The sequence below is a fragment of the Flavobacteriales bacterium genome, assembly GCA_026129465.1.
Lineage (GTDB): Bacteria > Bacteroidota > Bacteroidia > Flavobacteriales_F > PHOS-HE28 > PHOS-HE28.
Genome location: JAHCIA010000001.1, coordinates 3,363,586 through 3,381,147 on the forward strand (window position 1 = coordinate 3,363,586; position 17,562 = coordinate 3,381,147).

The window sequence follows — 17,562 nt, forward strand, 5'->3', positions numbered from 1 at the left end:
GGAAGCGCCCGAAGATAGGCGGGGCATGCGGCTCAGTGCAGGTGCTTGCGCAGCTCGATGAGCAGGGGCAGTTCGGCCTTGTTCACGCCGTGGAAGGCGTTGGCCACGGCGTCGGCCGCGCGGTAGATCAGCTCCTTGCGCTCGGGGTCCAGATCGTTCCTGTGGCGCGCCATGTAGGCGATGAAGGAATCGAAGGCGCCCTCCACGGAAGCGCCGCGATCGGCGAGCACATCGAACTCGAACTCGGTGATGTAGGCCTGGTCAGTGCCGAAGTGGTCGGTGCTCGCCTCCTGGGGCACGAGTTCCTCCGAGACGATGCGTTTGAGCGTGGCCACCTCCTTGTCGCTCACCTTGCCGTCGGCCGCTGCGATGGCATAGAGCAGGCGGCCCAATTCCTTGTAGAACAGTTGCGCTTCCATGGTGCGGTGAAGTTGGGCGTGCACCGAAGATACGGCCCTGACGATGGTCATTTCCGCCGGCTCACCAGCAGGCCATCGCGCAGCGGAAGCAGAAGGCTGTCCACACGGGGGTCTTTCGCCACCTGCGCGGCGTAAGCGGCCAGCGCCCGCGTCTCGGCGTCTTGCGCCTTCTTCGGCAGCAGCACCTTGCCGCTCCACAACACATTGTCGGCGATGATCAATCCGCCGGGCCGCACACGGTCCACCACCAGGTCGAAGTAGCGCAGGTAACTCTCCTTGTCGGCATCGATGAAGACCAGGTCGAAGACGCCCTCGATCCAGGGGATCACATCGGTGGCGGGACCGATATGCGGGACCACTCTTTCGGTGAGTCCGGCCTTCTCGATGTAGCGGCGTACCATGGGGGTGTGGCCGTCATCCACATCGATGGTGTGCACCGTGCCACCTTCGGCCAATCCTTCCGCCAGGCAGAGCGCGCTGTAACCGGTGTAGGTGCCGATGTCCAGCACCAGCTTCGGCGCCAGCAGTCCGCTGAACAGACTGAGAAGCCGCCCTTGCAAGTGGCCGCTCAGCATCTGGGGCATGGGCACATCGGCGCGTGTCTCGGCGGCCAGGGCACTGAGGTGTTCCGGCTCGGGCTCGGTCCGCGAGGCCGCGTAGCGTTCCAGCGCAGGGTCGAGGAAGTCCATCAGGGGAGTTTGATGAAGGAGGCGCGGAGGCGATCGCCGTCCTGTTCCAGGTCGATCGCATAGCGGCCCGGTGCGAGGCTTTCGATGCCGATGCCGCCCCCTGCGACATAATGGCCGGCCATCACTTCGCGGCCGGTGGTGTCCAGGATGCGATAGACCACCCCTGGCCAATGGTCGGGCAGCAGGAGGTGGAGGTTGGCGCTGGCCGGGTTCGGGTAGACACGAAGCTGCTGCGCCGTGGTTTCCGCTACGCCGGTGCCATACACCAGCATCCACCAGTCCTTGTAGCGATCCTGCCCATTGATGCCCAAGCCATAGAAGAGGATGCCGATGTCCATGAGGTAGCCCTGTGTGGAGGCGACACCGCCCTTGCGCGGCCCGCCGGGGAAGGGTGGGATGGGCCAGCTGTTCCATTCGCCGGTGATCCAGTCGCGGCTGAAGACCGTGTTGTGGAATTCATCCAAAGCGCTGGCGCCGCAGAGGAGCATGTGCTCCGCAGATGCGGCACCGAAACGTGGCTCCGGCAGGTCCGGACTTGGCGTCCAGGTGTCGGCGAGGAAGTTGTAGGCATGGACATCACCCAAGGCGTTGAAGTCGGCATCGGCGCCGCCGGCCACCACGTTGTCCACGACGGCCGCGCGGTGGCGCGGTGGTCCGGGCATGGGCGCGCGTGGCGACCAGGTGTTGGAGGCGTGGTCGTAGCGCCAGACCTCGTTGGTCGGTTCGCCATTGGCCAGCATGCCGCCGCAGACGTAGGCGTGGTCCCAGGTGGTGATCACCGATGCGGCATAGCGGCCCGCTGCGGGCAGCGATGCGCGTTGGGTCCAGGTATCCGTCAAGGGGTCGTAGCGCCACAATTCACTGAGCGGGCCGTTGTCGTCCAGCCCGCCGAAGAGGTAGCCGCGCTCATCGCCCAGTTTGAAACCGCTGCAGTACTGGCGCGGACCCGCTGGCAGGGGCGCCACGGGTTCCCACTCTTCCGTGGCCATGGAGTAGGCGTACCAATCGTTGGTGAGACCCCAGCCCACCTCCATGCCGGTGCCCACGTAGATCTTGTCGTACGAATGGAAGACGGCCGCATCGTCGCGGGCCGTGCCTGGGAAATCCGCCATGGGCATCCACCATTGGCCGGCGAGCGGCAAGGCGATGGACAATGCGGGAACGATGGACCAGCGCATGAGGTGAAGGTAAGACGGAGGCCATTTCCGTTCTGCTGCCCGCCCTACCTTGGCACGGTCTTCGTCGGCCCGCGCGTTCCCATTTCAACATCTCTTACGCATGAAAGCATCCGCACTCCTTTTGATCATCGCGCTGTGCACGGCCACCGCCGCCAGCGCCCAGAAAGTGAACGAGACCGTGGAGATCGAATCCAGCGGCGCCTGGTACAAAGGCAAGATCCTCAAGGTCGATGGCGACAAGTACTTCATCACCTACGATGGCTGGGACGAAAGCTGGAACGAATGGGTGGGCAGGGACCGCCTGCGTGGCTTCAAGACCGCTGCGACACCGGCACCCGCCTCGCCCCTCACCAAGTTCAAGGTGGGCGACCGCGTGGAGGTGGAGTACGGCATGGTGCCCGCGCCCGCCACGGTGATCGAAGTGGGCGAGAACAAGTACCACATCCAGTACGACAACAAGCTCTACAAGAGCAAGTGGGTGACGGAGCGGGAGATCAAGAAACTCTGAGTGGAAGACCACAGAGGCACAAAGGCGCGGAGGACACAGGGCCACACCACCTTCGTAACCAAGGACCCACACGCGAAAGAGCGCGGAGGATGTCATCCTCCGCGCTCTTTGTGTCCTTGTGCCTCTGTGTAGGACGATCAGTACGGCAGCTTCCCCGCCTCGATCATCTTCTTCGCCACCACGCGACGCGCCTTGGTCGTGTTCAGCGGCTGCGTCTTGGTGAAGCGCTTGGCACCCATCAGCATCGCCATGCGCTCGTCGCCCTCGGCGAAGGAGTTCACGGCCTCCTTGCAGCTCTTGTGGATGCGGTCGGCGGCGTCGTTGATGTAGAGCTGCGTCATCGCGATCTGCTCGGCGCATGCGGCTTCACCTTTCATGCTCACCAGTTTCTGCGTGCGCAGCAGGGTGCTCTCAGCCATGTAGGTCTCTATCACCATGTCGGCGATGTGCATCACGATCTCCTGCTCGTCGCCCAGGGCGAGGCCGAGTTTCTGCGCGGCACCACCGGCGGTCATCAGCACGGCCTTCTTGAAGTTCTTCACATAGCCCTGCTCGGCGGCCAAGAGGCTCTCGTCCGGCTCGGCGAAGTCAGGGATGCCCAGCAACTCGCCGGCCACGGCCTTCGCAGGACCCATCAGGTCCAACTGGCCTTTCATGGCGCGCTTCAGCAGCATGTCCACCGTCAGCAGGCGGTTGATCTCGTTGGTGCCCTCGAAGATCCGGTTGATGCGGCTGTCGCGGTATGCACGCTCAATGGCGCTCTCAGCGCTGTAGCCCATGCCGCCGTGGATCTGCACCGCCTCGTCCACCACGAAGTCCAGGCATTCGCTGCCCACCACCTTCAGGATGGCCGCTTCCGCAGCGTACTGCTCCACACCTTTCAGCAGCGCGGTCGCGTGGTCGGCACCTTCCGACTTCAGCTGCTCGATCGCCTTCTCCATGTCGTTGCTGCAACGGTAGGTCGCGCTTTCGGTGGCGTAGCAGTAGGTGGCCATGTCGGCCAGCTTCTGCTGGATCGCACCGAAGCTCGCGATCGGCTTGCCGAACTGGTGGCGCTCGTTGGCATACTGCACGGCGATGTCCACGCTCTTCTTCGCACCGCCAAGCGCTGCACCGGCCAGCTTGATGCGGCCCACGTTCAGGATGTTCACTGCGATCTTGAAACCGTTGCCGCGCCCGCCCAGCAGGTTCTCCACCGGCACCTTGCAGTCGTTGAAGAAGACCTGGCGCGTGCTGCTGCCCTTGATGCCCATCTTCTTCTCCTCGGGGTTCAGCGTGATACCGCCGAAACCCTTTTCCACGATGAAGGCCGTCAGGTTCTTGTCCGCCTCGCCGGTCTTCGGGTCGGTGATCTTGGCGAACACCGTGAAGATGTCCGCGAAACCACCGTTGGTGATCCACATCTTCTGGCCGTTCAGGATGTAGTGCTTGCCATCGTCGCTCAGCACCGCCTTCGTCTTTCCGCTGTTGGCATCGCTGCCGCTGCCGGGCTCGGTGAGGCAATAGCAGGCCTTCCATTCTCCGCTGGCCATCTTCGGCACATACTTCTGCCTTTGCTCGGGTGTGCCGTAGTACAGCGTGGGCAGCGTACCGATCCCCGTGTGCGCCGCGATCGCCACGCTGAAGCTGTGCCCCGCGCCGGTGATCTCCGTCACCAGCATGTTGGTCAGGAAGTCCTTGCCGAAACCACCGTACTCCTCGGGCACGCTGATGCCCAGCAGCCCCAGCTCACCGGCCTTGTCCAGCAGGCTCGGCATCAGCCCTTCCTCCAGCGCATCGATGCGGTCCAGGTTGGGCCACACGTGCTGCTCCAGGAACTCCTGCGAACTCTGTGCGATCATGCGCTGCTCCTCGTTGAATTCCTCGGGGATGAAGATGTCCTGAGGGTCGCTCTCGCGGATCAGGAATTCGCCGCCCTGCAATGCTTTGGATTTGATCTCAGTGCTCATGGCTTGTCAATTCAGGAGTTCGAATACGGAGGCTGCGCCCTGGCCGGTGCCGACACACATGGTGACGACCCCGTACTTCTGCTTCCTCCTTCTCATTTCGTTCAACAGTTGCACGGTAAGCTTCGCCCCCGTGCACCCCAGCGGATGCCCCAGCGCGATGGCGCCACCGTTCACGTTCACGATGCTGGGATCGATGCCCAGTTCACGCACTACCGCAAGCGACTGAGATGCGAAGGCCTCGTTCAACTCAAACTGCTCGATGTCCTTCAGCTTCAGGCCGGCAATCTCCACGGCCTTGGGCACTGCCGCCACCGGACCGATGCCCATGATACGCGGCTCCACGCCGGCCACGTGGTAGGAGAGGAGGCGCGCGATCGGCTTCGCATTGAGCTGCTTCAGCATGCGTTCGCCCACCACCAGCACGAAGGCGGCGCCATCGCTGGTCTGGCTGGCGTTGCCGGCCGTTACCGTGCCTTTGGCATCGAACACGGGCTTCAGCTTCGCCAGTGCCTCCAAAGAGCTCGCGCGCGGACCCTCATCGGTGTCCACCACGTACTTCTCCACCTGGCGTTTCTCCTTCGCGTCCAGGTACACGCGCTCCACTTCGATGGGCACGATGTCGTCCTTGAAACGCCCGGCGGCGATGGCGGCCAGCGCCTTCTCGTGGCTGGCCAGCGCAAAGGCGTCCTGGTCCTCGCGGCTCACCTTGAAGTCGCGCGCCACGGCCTCGGCGGTGAGGCCCATGCCCCAGTACCACGTGGGGTTGGCCTTGCCCACCTTGGCGTTGGGCACGATGCGCCAGCCACCGAAGGGGATGGGGCTCATGCACTCCACGCCACCGGCGATGATGCAGTCGGCCTGCCCGCTGTGGATCTTGGCCGCGGCGATGGCGATGGTCTCGCTACCGCTGCTGCAGTAGCGGTTCACCGTCATGCCCGGCACCTTGTTGGTGTTCAGGCCCATCAGGCTGATCATGCGGCCGATGTTCAGGCCCTGCTCGGCCTCGGGCGTGGCGTTGCCCACGATCACGTCGTCGATGCGTTCGATGTCCAGGTTGGGCACGCTGGCCACCAGGTGCTTCACCACGCCAACTGCGAGATCGTCAGGACGTGTAAAACGGAACTTGCCGCGCCCGGACTTGCCTACGGCGGAGCGGAAACCTGCGATGATGTATGCGTTCATGGGGGGAGTGTCTTATGTCTTCTGACGGTTGACGGTTGCTCGCGGGTCTGGTAGGTCGTGCTATCGGAGAGGTTTGCTGTATCTGAGAGATTGTCCGTTGTCTTATGAGGGTTGACGATTGCTGGCGGGTCTGGTAGGTAACGCAGTCCGAGAGGATCGCACTACCTGCCAAATGGGTGAGCGGCATAAGACAACCGACATAGGACATAGGACAGCCACCTAGCTCCGCACCGGCCGCTTCTTGTGTTTCGTTTCCAGTTGTTCCTGCAGTTTGAAGATCCGGTTCATGATGTGGTCCAGCTCTCCGGTGATCTTGTCCGATTGGGCGCGGGTGATATAGCCCAGCTCGCAAGCGATCATGGACTGTGTGTAGAGCTCAGCAGCCGAACCGCACGCAATGCCTAGGAAGTGGTAGAACTCGCCATCGTGGTTGCGCGCCGCACCTTCAGCGATGTTGCTGGGCACGGATACGCCTGCACGCTGCATCTGGCTTGCCAGCCCATAGACCTCCTTTTTCGGGAATTTCTCCGTGGCACGATACACTTCCACTGAGAGGTTCAGGGCCTGTTTCCACACGTCGAGTTTCTTGAAGCGGTTCATGGTGATGTGGGGTTGGTGGGTTTCGCTCTTGTTAGGCTCAAGCAACTGTCAACAGTCATCGGACATAGGACAGCAACCGTCAGCCTTCATAAGACATCGGACAGCCATCAATTCCGTAAAACCTTCCCCGTCGTTATGATGCTCTGCAACCTCTCCAACGTCTTCTTCTGCATGCACAACTCCACGAAGGCCTTGCGCTCCAGGTCGAGCAGGTACTGCTCGCTCACCTCGGTCTTCTCGCTGAGGTCGCCGCCGCAGAGGACGTAGCCGAGCTTTTCGCTGATGAGCGCATCGTGCTCGCTGATATAGTTGCCGCTGAGCATGCTGTTGGCGCCCACGTAGACGATGCCGAGTCCTTCCTGGCCCATCACGGTGATGTCCTTGCGCGGCGCGGGCTTGGTGTAGCCCTTGTTCCAGAGGTCCAGCGCGCATTGCTTGGCGTAGGCCAGCTGGTGGGCGCGGCTCACGATCACCTCGTCCACGCCGGGACGCAGGTAACCGAGACCGAATGCCTCGTGACCGCTGGTGGCCACCTTGGCGGTGCCGATGGTGAGGAAGCGCTCGCGCATGCGGTTGATTCGGATGTCGCCTTCCTTCAGTTCATCGCTGAGGCGCAGGGCGAATTCCTTGGTGCCGCCGCCGCCAGGGATGACGCCCACACCGAACTCCACCAGGCCCATGTAGGTCTCGGCATGCGCCACCACCTTGTCGGCATGCAGGCACAATTCGGTGCCGCCGCCGAGGGTGAGGTTGTGCGGCGCCACCACCACGGGGATGCTGCTGTAGCGCACGCGCATCATGGTGTTCTGGAAGGTGCGCACGGCCATTTCGAGGTCCTCGTACTCCTGCTGCGCGGCCATCATGAAGATCATGCCCACGTTGGCGCCTGCGCTGAACACGGCGGCATCGTTGTAGATCACCAGGCCCTTGCCGCTTTCCTCGGCGAGGTCCATGGCCTTGTTCAGGCCCTGGATCACCTCCGCACCGATGGTGTTCATCTTGGTGCTCCAACTCAGGCATAGGATGCCGTTGCCCAGGTCGCGCACCACGGCGTTGGGGTTCTTCCACACGATGCTGCTGTCGGGCAGGTCGGCCAATACGATGAGGCCCTCGCCACGGGGCACGGGCTTGTAGCTCTTGCTGGCGGCATCGTAGTACATGCGCTTGCCGCCTTCCACTTTGTAGAAGCTGGTGTGTCCGGCCTTCAGCATGTCGCCGATCCATGCGGCCATCTTCACGCTGGCGGCTTCCATATCCTTCACCGCCTTCTCCACACCGATCGCGTCCCAGTACTCGAAGGGACCGAGTTCCCACGCGAAACCGGCGCGCAGGGCATCGTCGATCTTGTAGAGCTCGTCGCTGATCTCGGGGATGCGGTGGCTCACGTACGCGAACAGCGCGTGGAAGCTCTTGCGGTAGAACTCACCCGCCTTGTCCGTGCCGTCGTAGAGCACGGGGATGCGCTTCACCAGGTCTTCCTGCTTCTTGGCGGCTTCCAGCGTGGCGAACTTGGGCTTCACCTGCTCGCGGTACTCCAGCGTGTTGAGGTCCAGCGCGAGGATGTCGCCCTTCGCACTGCTGCGGTCCTTGAAGAAGAAGCCCTTGCCGGTCTTGCTGCCGAGCATGTTCTTCTCCACCATCGTCGCGAGGTAGTCGGGGATGGCGAAAAGGGCGTTCTGCTCGTCGTTCGGGCAGTTGTCCTTCAGGCCCTTGGCCACGTTCACCAGGGTGTCCAGGCCCACCACGTCGGCGGTGCGGAAGGTGGCGCTCTTGGGGCGGCCCAGCACGGGACCGGTAAGGCGATCGATCTCTTCCACGGTGAGGCCGAACTCCTTCACGGAATGGAACAGGCCCATGATGCTGAACACGCCGATGCGGTTGGCGATGAAGGCGGGCGTGTCCTTGCACAGCACGGTGACCTTGCCCAGGATGCGCTGGCCGTAGTCCTCCAGGAAGCTGAGCACGGCGGGGTCGGTGTCCGGGCCGGGGATCAGCTCCAGCAAAGGCAGGTAGCGCGGCGGGTTGAAGAAGTGCGTGCCGCAGAAGTGCTTGCGGAAATCCTCGCTGCGGCCCTGTGCGATGGCGTTGATGGGGATGCCGCTGGTGTTGCTGGTGATGAGCGAACCGGGCTTGCGGTGCTTCTCCACCTTCTCCAGGAGCTGCTGCTTGATGTCGAGCCGCTCGATGATGACCTCGATGACCCAGTCGCAGTCCTTGACCTTGGCCAGGTCGTCGTCGAAGTTGCCCGTGGTGATGCGCTTGGCGAAGGCCTTGTCGTAGATCGGCGAGGGGTTGCTCTTCAGCGCGAAGGCGAGGGCCTCGTCGGTGATCTTGTTGCGCGCTGCGGGGTCCTTGCTGTCCACAGCGTCCTTCGGGACGATGTCCAGCAACAGCACCTCGGTGCCGGTGTTCGCGAAATGGCAGGCGATGCGGCTGCCCATGACGCCGCTTCCGAGCACGGCGACCTTGCGGATGTTGCGTTTGTTGCTCATATCAGCAGTTCCTTGCGTTCGAGTAGGTCGTTGAGTTTGTCCATCACCGCGTGGAAGTTCGCGAGGTCCTTGGCGGGGATCTCCTCCTGCACGCGTTGGTTGAATTTGATCACGGTCTCGCGGCTCACATCGCGCATCTGTTTGCCTTTCGGGGTGAGGTGGATGCGCACCACACGCTTGTCGTCCTGGCAGGCGATGCGTTTGATCAGCCCGGCCTCTTCCATGGTCTGCAGGGTGCGCACCAGGCTGCGGCTCTCCATGCCCATCTTCGGCCCCAGCTTGGTGCTGGGCGTGCCTTCCGGTTCGATGTTGAGCAGGATCTGCCCGATGGCCATGCTGCCCCCATACTTCGCCGCCTCGCTGTTGTATATCCGGGCGATGCGGCTCCAGAGCTTGCGGATGTGGAAGTCGATGGTCTCTTCGGGTTTCATGTGGCAGGGACCAAGATAAGCAGAGAAAGTATGCGTGCATAACAATAACGGCACATCACCTGTTCATGTTCGCCGGGCATGGTCCTTGGTACCTTCGCACGGCCAGATCCGGCCTCATTCCCACCATCATGCGACTCCAACCATTCGCTATCGCCCTGCTCGGCGTCCTGCTCCTCGCTGCATGCAAGAAGGACGATCCGGCACCGGTGCCACCTCCCGTTGGCGGTGACCCCGCACCGCGGCTGATCCTGAAGTTCAAGTTCGACAGCACGCAGGTGCGCTTGAACAATGTGGGCCAGGTGGTGGGGATCCCCGCTGGCCATGGGGCACAGCATCCGAAGTTCCAGGAGATGAGCGCGCACTACGTGGAGTTCGCCCCATCGGCCTTCACGGCGCTGGGTGCGGGCAGCGTGGTCTACCATGCGCCGGAGACCAACGCCGGTGGCGCCACGGCGATCGATTTCTCGCAGAGTGTGCGGGTGGGCGATGGTGGCACCTTCCTGAGCATTCCGCTCACCGAGCTCTCGGCCGGCACCTATCAGTGGCTGCGCGTGTCCTTGGCCTACCAGAAGTACGACGTCCGCTTTCGCCATGTGGAGCCCGGTTTCCCGCCCTTCGACATGAATGCGCGCCTGGCTTCCTTCATCGGCTACAACACCTGGATCGGCACCTTCCAAGTGGCACAGCAGAGCGTGGCGGTGAACGCCAACAAACTCCAGGGATTCTGGGCTTCCGAGGTGCTGGACCCGCCGATCCCTGTGCCGGTGCTGCAGGGCCAGGCCCCACCGGGCGCCACTACCGTGCCCAATCCCATCTTCGCCACTTCGCCCATTCCAGCCGGCAGTTGTGTGGTCACCGGCGCTTTCGCGGAACCGTTGGTGATCACCGGCAGCGAGACGAGCGATGTGGTCATCACTGTTTCGCTGAGCACGAACAACAGCTTCGAGTGGGTGGATGTGGCCGGTGACGGGATCTTCGAACCCGGCGCGGGCGACACCGTGGTGGACATGGGCGTACGCGGGATGGTCCCGATCGTCCACTGATCCGATCAGCGGCCCAGCTCCAGACCGGCTTCCAGCATCAGCGGTCCGCGCGGGCAGGGATCGTCCCGGCTTTCCGCGCGCACCCAGGTCGGGCCATGCACGGTGCCCATGTTGCGCACGGTGATCCCACTCGCATCACGCGAAACGACAGCGACGCCTTCGCCTGTGCTCCAATGCAGGTCGCCGTGGGGGCCGGTGACCGTATAGCGCCGCTCCTGTCCGACGCGCAAGACGCCCTCGCCACCATCGGCCGCCAACTTGCGCGGTGCGGCGCACAGGTCCGCCAACCCGGCTTGTGGCTCGCGTTGGTACACGCGCACATGGTCCACTTCCAGCGCGGTGCCGGGCGCCCAGGCCACAGGCCGCTTAGGTCCCTTGCAGAAGCCCTTGGGGTTGCTCACGGCGAGATTGATGAGGATGTTCGTCGCATCGGTGCCGCGTGGATAATAGGGCGCGGTGGGATGCGTTCCTGCCGCTCTGTCGCAACCGGGCAATGGTCTTCCCCTGGCATCCACGAATCGCCCCTGTGTGAGCACGAGTTCGTCGTCCAGGTAGAAGCGGATCTCATCAGGCTCCCACTCCACGGCGTACACATGGAAGTTCTGCGCCATGTCGGGGCCCTTGTGGTTGCCGCCGCCCGAGTGCTTCTGCGCGCCCCAGCGGTGCAGGGCCATCTTCAGGTACTTCGTGCGTTCGCCGCACATCTCCAGAACATCGATCTCCGTTTCCCCGCCAAAGGTCCAGAACGCCGGCCAAAGCCCCTGGCCATAGGGGATCTTGGCGCGCATCTCGAAGCGCCCGTAGGTGAACTCCGCGGAGCCGATGGAGCGCACCAGTCCGGCCTCGTGGTCCTTGGTGTGGTGGTACCAGGTGGTGGGCTTGCTGGCCACGCCCAGGAGGAGTCTGCCCTCGTTCACCGACACCTGCGACTCGGTGAAGATGTTGTTGGTGCCGCTCATGTATCGGCAGTCGGCGCAGTTCTCGCTGCCGTCCTCGCTGAAGGGGAAGTAGGTGATCCATTTGCTTCGGTCCAGCGCGGCCCCATTGAACTCGTCGTGGAACACCAGCTTCCAGGCGGCGTTGTCGCAAGGTCCGCCGGGTGAGAATTCCTCAGCGCCCAAGGTGCGTTTCTGGGCCTGCGCGGACAAGGGCAGGAGGATGATCAGCGCAGCTTGCGCAAGCAGGCGCCGTCGCGAATGGACATGGCAGGTGGGCATGCCGGCAATTTATGACCGGAGCGCTACTTTCTTCGGCCGGCGTGGCTTGCCGTCCACGTGCAGAACCATGCCCAAGGTGGGGCTCCAACGGTAGGTGATGCGATCGCCGCCCATGCGCAGATCGATGCCGCCAGCGAGGTCGTCATAGAGGTGGATCACCGGCACCTGGAAGCGGAAGAGGATGTCATCACCATCCTTCATGACGCGTGTCACCGGCCCGATGCCTTTGAGCTTCGCACCGCCGTCCGCCTCAGGCAAGCTCACCGGTAGCGCCACATCCAGGAAGCCCAGTTCGTTGAACCCCCCGGCATCCAAACGGAAGACCTTCTGGCCCCAGCTCTGGCGTTCGCCCAAGTCGGCCAGTATGATCCACGCCGCGCTGTCGTGCGGATGCCGGAAGAAGGTGGGCAGCATGGTCCAGCTGTCGTAGGCTGGCCCGGAAGCTTTCAGCACCAGGGCCTGGCTGTCCGGCAGTACGCGGTACCTGTACAGCCGAAGACCCTCGAACTTTTCGTCCACATGCGAGGCCACCATCACCTGGGTACCGTCACCGAGGTCGAAGGTGACCTGGATCAGAAGGGTGTCGTGGCGCACCTGATCATCCAGCATGGGATAGGTGAGTGGCGCGCCAAGGCCCGGTGACGCATTGGTCGCAGAAGGATCCGGCCCGATCTCCGGAAGTGTTCCTTGTCCATTCTCCGTTCCGCAGGCGCCCAATGCCAAGAGCAATGCGAAGAGTGGCAGCGGATCGGGTCGTACTGAGCTTCTCATTTCGCTTGGCGGATATCACCGGAACCACGCACCTCACGCTTCGCGATATGTGGATCGCCATGGTAGCGGATATCGCCACTGCCATGAACGCTGGCCGAAAGTGATCCACGGGCGTTCACCACGATGTCGCCCGAACCGCGCACCTCCGCCACGGCTTCTTCTGTTTCCAACCCGGCCGCGCGTATGTCACCGCTGCCATGGAGCCTGGCCACGAGGCTGCGGGTGGCGCCTTTCAGCACCATGTCCCCGCTACCCCGCAGATCGGCGGTCACCGAAGCCGAAGCGATCTCCAGCTCCATGTCTCCACTGCCATGGAGTTCAACAAGGACGGCATCGCTGCTGGATGGTATGGCACCCTTCACATCGCCGGAGCCGCGAAGCTTCACGGCAGCCAGTGAAGGTGCGGTGACATGCACGATCAGCTTGCCACGCCCGCTGAGACAGCCCTCCATGCTGATGGTGAGGACCCCTCCCAGGACTTCAGCTTGTACCATTTCGCTCCACGAGGATGGGCCTTCCACCTCAACGCCATATTCAGCACCGGGGGTGACCTTGATGTCCATGGGGCCTTCGGCGATCAGACTCTGGAAGGGTTCCACCGAGATGGATCGGGTCTCCACGACGCCTTCGGCGGAAATGCAGGGGCCGAAGTAGCATCCGCTATACAACAGGCTGATGGCCAGTCCTATGGAGAGCTTGAGGGGCGTCGTTCCGGTCATCGCGGTCCGTTTCAGGCAAAGCTAAATGGCCAAACCCCGCAACCAAGGGACGAACGGTTGCGTATATCGACAAAAAGAGGCACTTTGCCGACAGTTATCCCAATTTCATCGTACAATGTCCAGGTTGGTGCACATAGAGCAGCAAGTGGCGGATAGCACGGCTGGAAGCGGATGCACCGCGGACACGTTTGTTCCGCATGTGCCAGTGCCAGATGCCACGATGGCCTTCGATCACCAAGGCTTGGTGGATCATGGGGTGGTGCATCGGTTGCTCACGATAGCCGAGGAGGCGAGTCTGGCATCGGGCGATCCCGTCGCCGCGCGCAAACGGCTCTTCAATGTGCTCACCGAGGGCTTGGAGAACATCCACCACCACCATTTGCCCAATTCAGCGGTATCCTCCTTCGCGCGCATGGTGCGGGCGCCTTGGGGGTATCGGCTCGTGATGGGCAATGTGGTGCCGGCCGCCACCGCGGCGCTGCTCAGCCACCGGGTGGACATCCTCAATGAGATGGATGATGCCGAGTTGAAGAGCCAGTACCTGAAGTTGCTTTCCATGCAGGAACGTACCGAGCACGGCGGCGCGGGCCTGGGGCTGATCACCATGGCGCGCAAAAGCGATGGCCCCATCCGCACACATTGCCGTGACCTGGGCGACGGCACGGTCTGCTTCGCCTTGGAACTGACCGTGCGTGTGGCTTGAGCCGTGGGTCAGGTCCCTGACGCGTATCCCTCCAGGTAACGGTAGGCCTCTGTGAGGTGCCCTTCGCGCGCGATCGTGGCACGGTCGACCATGCCTTCGGGATCGTCGCCGACCAAAGCAGGCAGGACGCGCGCCAACAAGTCATTGCCGAATGCTTCGGAAGCGTCGCGCGGCAATTCGCAGGGCAGGTTGTCCACGGCCATGACCGTGATGCTGCCTGACGAACCTGCTGGCACCTCACGTCCGGAGACGGGATCATATCCGTAGAAGGGCTCCGCGATGGTGCTTGCCCGCAGGGTGCTGTCGATGGGGCCACCGATGTCGCAACTGATGTCCGCCACCACTTCGATGCTACGCTGTGGATCACGCAGGTCGTCGGCGGTCAGGATCTTGGGTCCGCGTGGATCGAAGAAGTGGCAGGCCATGTAGATGTGCGCCCGCCGGGCGTAAGGCAGGAATCGGGCGCGATGGCCGCTGGGATCATGGTGGAATGCGGCCTTGTCGAAGGGCCGGCCATCCTCACGTTCATACAGATCGGCCGAACCCAACACGCAGTAGATGGGACCACGGTGTTCCCCGGCCAGGAAGTCGGCCGGCGATATGCGTTCCACCCCGGCCCGTTCGAGCACGCCCATGGCGCCCTTGCCCACGCGCCCGCCACCGGTGAGTACGATCCGCAGGTCGTTCGGAAGCGGATAGGCATGGAGATGGCGCTCCAGTTCCTCCAGGTCGTGGCATTCGTGCGCGGGCTTCAGCGGGATGCCGCCATGCGTCAGCCGCCAGGCGCGGATGCCGTTGTACGCACCCACCACGCCGGCCCAATAGCCGAAGGCCAGCACGCGCTCGCCCGCCGCATTGGTCAGCAGTTCATGGTCGATCAGGGTGATGCCCCGGTCCAGCACCGCACGCAAAAGTTTCCTGTTGTGGGGTTGTTCCTTGATGGTGTGGCTGAAGAACAGGTAGGCTTTGCCGGGCAGCAGCATGTCCACAGGAACTTCCTTGATGCCGAGGATCAGGTCGCGGTCGCTCAGGTCGTCCACCAAGGGCACGCCCGCGTCGGCGTATTCGGCGTCGGTGAATGCGCGCGCGGCAGCGCGTTGGACCACCAGGTCCACTTGGGGATGTTGCTCCGCGACGGCCCGGCACTGCGCGGGAGTGAGCGGCACGCGCCGGTCCGGCGGGACCTTGCCCTCGCGAATGATGCCCAGCTTGCTGAAGGGTGCTGCCATTTTGAGCGGCGGCAAAGAAAAGCAGAACAGGGCCCCCCTTGCGGAGGACCCTGTTCAAGTGTGGAGCCGGAGGGGATCGAACCCTCGTCCAAACGACCGCGAAATGGGTTTTCTACATGCTTAGCCGCTTCATTGGTTTTCGATCCGCGCCTGGGGAAGGGCACCCCAGCGTGGACTTAGGTCCTGTGTCTTACCCGCGCTCCGGACCACCGCGCGGGCCAGCTTCCCAGGGCGACACCCCTGGTCCGGAAAGGAGGGAAACGGGCCTCTCCGAGGGGTACTCGTCCACGCTACTGTTGTTCACGTGGATAAAGCTTCAGAGCCTAAGGCTCTTAGGCAGCGAGAGCGTAGTCTACTTCGCCAGTTATGGCGTTGTGGCACTGGGATACGGGCCGCACCACACGCCCGGCATGCTTGCCACACCTCACGAAGCCGCTGTCGAATCCATGTCGGCCCCAAGGTTTTTCAATGAACTGCCGCAAAGGTACGGCGAACACCCACCTCGGCACGGTGACCAGGGACACCTGGCACATCAGAAGCCCAGGCCCACGCCCACGCTCACGATGGGTCCCATGCCATAGTACACGCTGTTGGGGTCCTGCAGCACCTCGAACAGCACTTGGGCCACGATGCCGGAACGGCCACCCATGCGCTGTATGTAACCGCCGCCCACCAACAGGTGCGGCACCCAGATGCGCTGGTCAAGCGGGCCGAAGAGTTCGTTGCGTGCGCCGTCCACATTCATGTTCAGGAACTCCGCGTGCGCGAATGCCTGTTCAATGAAGCGGTAGCGGCTGAAGACCCGGTAACCGTATCCGGTGAAGGTCCAGGTGGGGGTGAAGCGCTTGTCGGCGAAGTGCCAGTAGCTGGGTCCTGTGCCCACCATGAAACGTCCCTCGCGATCCACCTTGTAGCCCACCATGGGATCGAGCTGGATGAAGGTGACGTTGCCGAACAGCAGGCCGATGTTGCCACCGAACCAGAGCCGGTCGCCCAAGGGACGGTCGTCCTTCTTCTCTTCCTGCGCCATCGCGGACAGGGCCAGGAGCATCGGGATCGCCAGGGTGATGGTGCGGATCATGCGTCGAAGTTAAGCGTGCCGCATGGCGGCCGCGAGGCGGCCATAGCGGCGCTGGAAGTGCCAGGCGAGGAGACCACCACGCACGAACATCCAGGCCAGGAAGGCGGCCCACACCGCGTGCAGTTCCCAGCCGAGCGCATCGGTGCCCCAGGCGATCGGCACGAAGACCAGGAAGGTGGACAGCATCAGCACATTGCGCAGGACCAGGCCATTGCCAAGCCCTTTGTAGATCCCGTCGAAGGCGAAAGCCACCGCGTTGATCGGCTGGGTGAGGACCACCATCCAGAATACGCCGGCCAGCAGGGCGAGCACGACCGGGTCGCGTGTGAAGAGGCTGCCGATGAAGCCATAACCGAGGAGGTAGACCACCGCCAGCGCCGCGCCGATGGTCACACTCATGCGCGTCACCTGCCAGCCCACCAGATGCAGTTGCCGCCAATCGCGCGCGCCTTTCAACCGTCCGGCGACCACACTTCCTGCGGCCGCGTATCCGTCGATGAAGAAGGCGCTGAAGAGCCAGATCTGCATGGCGATGCTGTGCGCGGCGATGTGCGCGTCGCCATAGCCCGTGGCATAGCGGTTGCCCAGGTAGTAACACACGTTCAACGCCAGCGTACGGGCGAAAAGATTGCCGCTCAAGAGCCACAGGCCGCGCAATTCCGGGTGGCGCCAGGTGCCGGGGAACAGGTCGAAGGGTGTACGCACGAGCATCACACGCACCGCGGCGGCGAACATCACCAGCTGGGCGACAAGGCTGCTCCACGCGCTGCCGGCGATCCCCAGGCCGGGCAAAGGTCCCCAGCCGAAGATCAGCACCGGATTCAGCGCCAGGTTCACCACGGCACCGAGCAGGCCGATCCACATGCTCCAACTCAGGTTCTGGATGCCGCGGAACGCGCCGGTGATGGCGAAGGTGGCCAGCACCACGGGGTGCCCGATGCTGCGGATGCGGTAGTACTCCACGGCCTTGGCCAGCACTTCGCCCTCGGCGTTGTACAGGCGGAAGATGGACTCGGCGAAATAGGCGGTGAGGGCGAAGAAGCCCAGGCCCAGCAGGAAGTTCATCCAGATGGCGATCGGCACCAGGCCTTTCACTTCATCGAGCCTGCCGGCACCATAGTAGCGCGCCGTCACCGCCAGCACGGCGCTCCGCGTTTGCGCCAGCACCCACACCACCAGAAGAAAAAAGCTGCTTCCGATGCCCACCGCAGCGAGGTCGGCCGTGCCCAGGCGGCCCACGAAGGCGGTGTCCACCAAAGCGATCACCGGTTCGGCGATGCCGGCGATGATGGCCGGAATGGCCAGCCGGTCCAGGTCGCGGCGGGTGACGGGATGGGAACGGCGCATGGAG

The 17,562-nt window shown here is 63.2% G+C and carries 17 protein-coding genes and 1 other RNA gene; 3 read left to right on the forward strand and 15 right to left on the reverse strand.

The annotated features are described in order from the left end of the window. Positions 1–32 precede the first annotated feature (32 nt). Genes KIT10_14190 through KIT10_14200 form a run of 3 tightly spaced genes read right to left on the reverse strand, consistent with a single transcriptional unit; the run spans position 33 to position 2,286 of the window. Positions 33–419, reverse strand: a complete 387-nt coding sequence (locus KIT10_14190) for a TerB family tellurite resistance protein (GenBank protein ID MCW5900411.1) — start codon at positions 417–419, stop codon at positions 33–35. A gap of 47 nt (positions 420–466) precedes the next feature. Beyond that, a complete protein-coding gene (locus KIT10_14195; protein MCW5900412.1) occupies positions 467–1,108 on the reverse strand; it encodes an O-methyltransferase in 642 nt (213 codons plus the stop codon). Then, positions 1,108–2,286: a hypothetical protein gene (locus tag KIT10_14200; GenBank protein ID MCW5900413.1), complete on the reverse strand. Its 1,179-nt coding sequence runs from the start codon at positions 2,284–2,286 to the stop codon at positions 1,108–1,110. Before KIT10_14200 ends, KIT10_14195 begins: the two co-directional genes overlap by 1 nt. A 100-nt stretch (positions 2,287–2,386) precedes the next feature. On the opposite strand from KIT10_14200, the gene KIT10_14205 reads away from it, so the two are divergent. After that, positions 2,387–2,794 carry a hypothetical protein gene (locus KIT10_14205; GenBank protein ID MCW5900414.1) on the forward strand — a complete coding sequence of 136 codons (408 nt, stop codon included), beginning with the start codon at positions 2,387–2,389 and terminating at the stop codon, positions 2,792–2,794. Positions 2,795–2,931: 137 nt separating this feature from the next. On the opposite strand, the gene KIT10_14210 is transcribed toward KIT10_14205, so the two are convergent. From KIT10_14210 to KIT10_14230, 5 genes are all read right to left on the reverse strand, one after another. Continuing rightward, positions 2,932–4,743, reverse strand: a complete 1,812-nt coding sequence (locus KIT10_14210) for an acyl-CoA dehydrogenase family protein (GenBank protein MCW5900415.1) — start codon at positions 4,741–4,743, stop codon at positions 2,932–2,934. Positions 4,744–4,749: 6 nt separating this feature from the next. Then, positions 4,750–5,925 (reverse strand): acetyl-CoA C-acyltransferase, encoded by a 1,176-nt coding sequence (locus tag KIT10_14215; protein MCW5900416.1) that lies wholly within the window; start codon positions 5,923–5,925, stop codon positions 4,750–4,752. 219 nt (positions 5,926–6,144) lie between these two features. Further along, complete coding sequence (locus KIT10_14220; protein ID MCW5900417.1) at positions 6,145–6,525, reverse strand: four helix bundle protein; 381 nt, start codon at positions 6,523–6,525, stop codon at positions 6,145–6,147. Between the two features lie 107 nt (positions 6,526–6,632). Next, positions 6,633–9,017 (reverse strand): 3-hydroxyacyl-CoA dehydrogenase/enoyl-CoA hydratase family protein, encoded by a 2,385-nt coding sequence (locus KIT10_14225; GenBank protein MCW5900418.1) that lies wholly within the window; start codon positions 9,015–9,017, stop codon positions 6,633–6,635. Then, a complete protein-coding gene (locus KIT10_14230) occupies positions 9,014–9,448 on the reverse strand; it encodes a MarR family transcriptional regulator (protein ID MCW5900419.1) in 435 nt (144 codons plus the stop codon). The genes KIT10_14225 and KIT10_14230 overlap by 4 nt, the downstream gene beginning before the upstream one ends. 125 nt (positions 9,449–9,573) lie before the next feature. Here KIT10_14230 and KIT10_14235 point away from each other — a divergent pair, with 125 nt between their 5' ends. Next, entirely contained in the window at positions 9,574–10,491 is a 918-nt protein-coding gene (locus KIT10_14235; protein ID MCW5900420.1) for a hypothetical protein, read from the forward strand. 5 nt (positions 10,492–10,496) lie between these two features. On the opposite strand, the gene KIT10_14240 is transcribed toward KIT10_14235, so the two are convergent. From KIT10_14240 to KIT10_14250, 3 genes are read right to left on the reverse strand one after another with little or no spacing between them, the layout of a single operon-like run. Further along, a complete protein-coding gene (locus KIT10_14240; GenBank protein MCW5900421.1) occupies positions 10,497–11,708 on the reverse strand; it encodes a glycoside hydrolase family 16 protein in 1,212 nt (403 codons plus the stop codon). Between the two features lie 9 nt (positions 11,709–11,717). Then, positions 11,718–12,479, reverse strand: coding sequence for a hypothetical protein (locus KIT10_14245; GenBank protein MCW5900422.1), 762 nt, complete (start codon positions 12,477–12,479; stop codon positions 11,718–11,720). Continuing rightward, positions 12,476–13,198 carry a DUF2807 domain-containing protein gene (locus KIT10_14250; protein MCW5900423.1) on the reverse strand — a complete coding sequence of 241 codons (723 nt, stop codon included), beginning with the start codon at positions 13,196–13,198 and terminating at the stop codon, positions 12,476–12,478. Before KIT10_14250 ends, KIT10_14245 begins: the two co-directional genes overlap by 4 nt. Before the next feature lie 259 nt (positions 13,199–13,457). Between KIT10_14250 and KIT10_14255 the strand changes: the two genes are divergently transcribed. Then, positions 13,458–13,901: a hypothetical protein gene (locus KIT10_14255; protein MCW5900424.1), complete on the forward strand. Its 444-nt coding sequence runs from the start codon at positions 13,458–13,460 to the stop codon at positions 13,899–13,901. Between the two features lie 8 nt (positions 13,902–13,909). On the opposite strand, the gene KIT10_14260 is transcribed toward KIT10_14255, so the two are convergent. From KIT10_14260 to KIT10_14275, 4 genes are all read right to left on the reverse strand, one after another. Continuing rightward, positions 13,910–15,130 (reverse strand): alanine dehydrogenase, encoded by a 1,221-nt coding sequence (locus KIT10_14260; protein MCW5900425.1) that lies wholly within the window; start codon positions 15,128–15,130, stop codon positions 13,910–13,912. A gap of 58 nt (positions 15,131–15,188) precedes the next feature. Further along, positions 15,189–15,587: a transfer-messenger RNA gene (ssrA, locus tag KIT10_14265) on the reverse strand. Positions 15,588–15,662: 75 nt separating this feature from the next. Next, positions 15,663–16,211, reverse strand: a complete 549-nt coding sequence (locus KIT10_14270) for a hypothetical protein (GenBank protein ID MCW5900426.1) — start codon at positions 16,209–16,211, stop codon at positions 15,663–15,665. Between the two features lie 9 nt (positions 16,212–16,220). After that, complete coding sequence (locus KIT10_14275; protein ID MCW5900427.1) at positions 16,221–17,558, reverse strand: MATE family efflux transporter; 1,338 nt, start codon at positions 17,556–17,558, stop codon at positions 16,221–16,223. Between the last annotated feature and the right edge of the window lie 4 nt (positions 17,559–17,562).

What these genes read in the sequence shown, in the direction of transcription:
- KIT10_14190 (MCW5900411.1), bottom strand. Translation starts at nt 419, where the DNA reads ATGGAAGCGCAACTGTTCTACAAGGAATTGGGCCGCCTGCTCTATGCC.
- KIT10_14195 (MCW5900412.1), bottom strand. Translation starts at nt 1,108, where the DNA reads ATGGACTTCCTCGACCCTGCGCTGGAACGCTACGCGGCCTCGCGGACC.
- KIT10_14200 (MCW5900413.1), bottom strand. Translation starts at nt 2,286, where the DNA reads ATGCGCTGGTCCATCGTTCCCGCATTGTCCATCGCCTTGCCGCTCGCC.
- KIT10_14205 (MCW5900414.1), top strand. Translation starts at nt 2,387, where the DNA reads ATGAAAGCATCCGCACTCCTTTTGATCATCGCGCTGTGCACGGCCACC.
- KIT10_14210 (MCW5900415.1), bottom strand. Translation starts at nt 4,743, where the DNA reads ATGAGCACTGAGATCAAATCCAAAGCATTGCAGGGCGGCGAATTCCTG.
- KIT10_14215 (MCW5900416.1), bottom strand. Translation starts at nt 5,925, where the DNA reads ATGAACGCATACATCATCGCAGGTTTCCGCTCCGCCGTAGGCAAGTCC.
- KIT10_14220 (MCW5900417.1), bottom strand. Translation starts at nt 6,525, where the DNA reads ATGAACCGCTTCAAGAAACTCGACGTGTGGAAACAGGCCCTGAACCTC.
- KIT10_14225 (MCW5900418.1), bottom strand. Translation starts at nt 9,017, where the DNA reads ATGAGCAACAAACGCAACATCCGCAAGGTCGCCGTGCTCGGAAGCGGC.
- KIT10_14230 (MCW5900419.1), bottom strand. Translation starts at nt 9,448, where the DNA reads ATGAAACCCGAAGAGACCATCGACTTCCACATCCGCAAGCTCTGGAGC.
- KIT10_14240 (MCW5900421.1), bottom strand. Translation starts at nt 11,708, where the DNA reads ATGCCCACCTGCCATGTCCATTCGCGACGGCGCCTGCTTGCGCAAGCT.
- KIT10_14245 (MCW5900422.1), bottom strand. Translation starts at nt 12,479, where the DNA reads ATGAGAAGCTCAGTACGACCCGATCCGCTGCCACTCTTCGCATTGCTC.
- KIT10_14250 (MCW5900423.1), bottom strand. Translation starts at nt 13,198, where the DNA reads ATGACCGGAACGACGCCCCTCAAGCTCTCCATAGGACTGGCCATCAGC.
- KIT10_14260 (MCW5900425.1), bottom strand. Translation starts at nt 15,130, where the DNA reads ATGGCAGCACCCTTCAGCAAGCTGGGCATCATTCGCGAGGGCAAGGTC.
- KIT10_14270 (MCW5900426.1), bottom strand. Translation starts at nt 16,211, where the DNA reads ATGATCCGCACCATCACCCTGGCGATCCCGATGCTCCTGGCCCTGTCC.
- KIT10_14275 (MCW5900427.1), bottom strand. Translation starts at nt 17,558, where the DNA reads ATGCGCCGTTCCCATCCCGTCACCCGCCGCGACCTGGACCGGCTGGCC.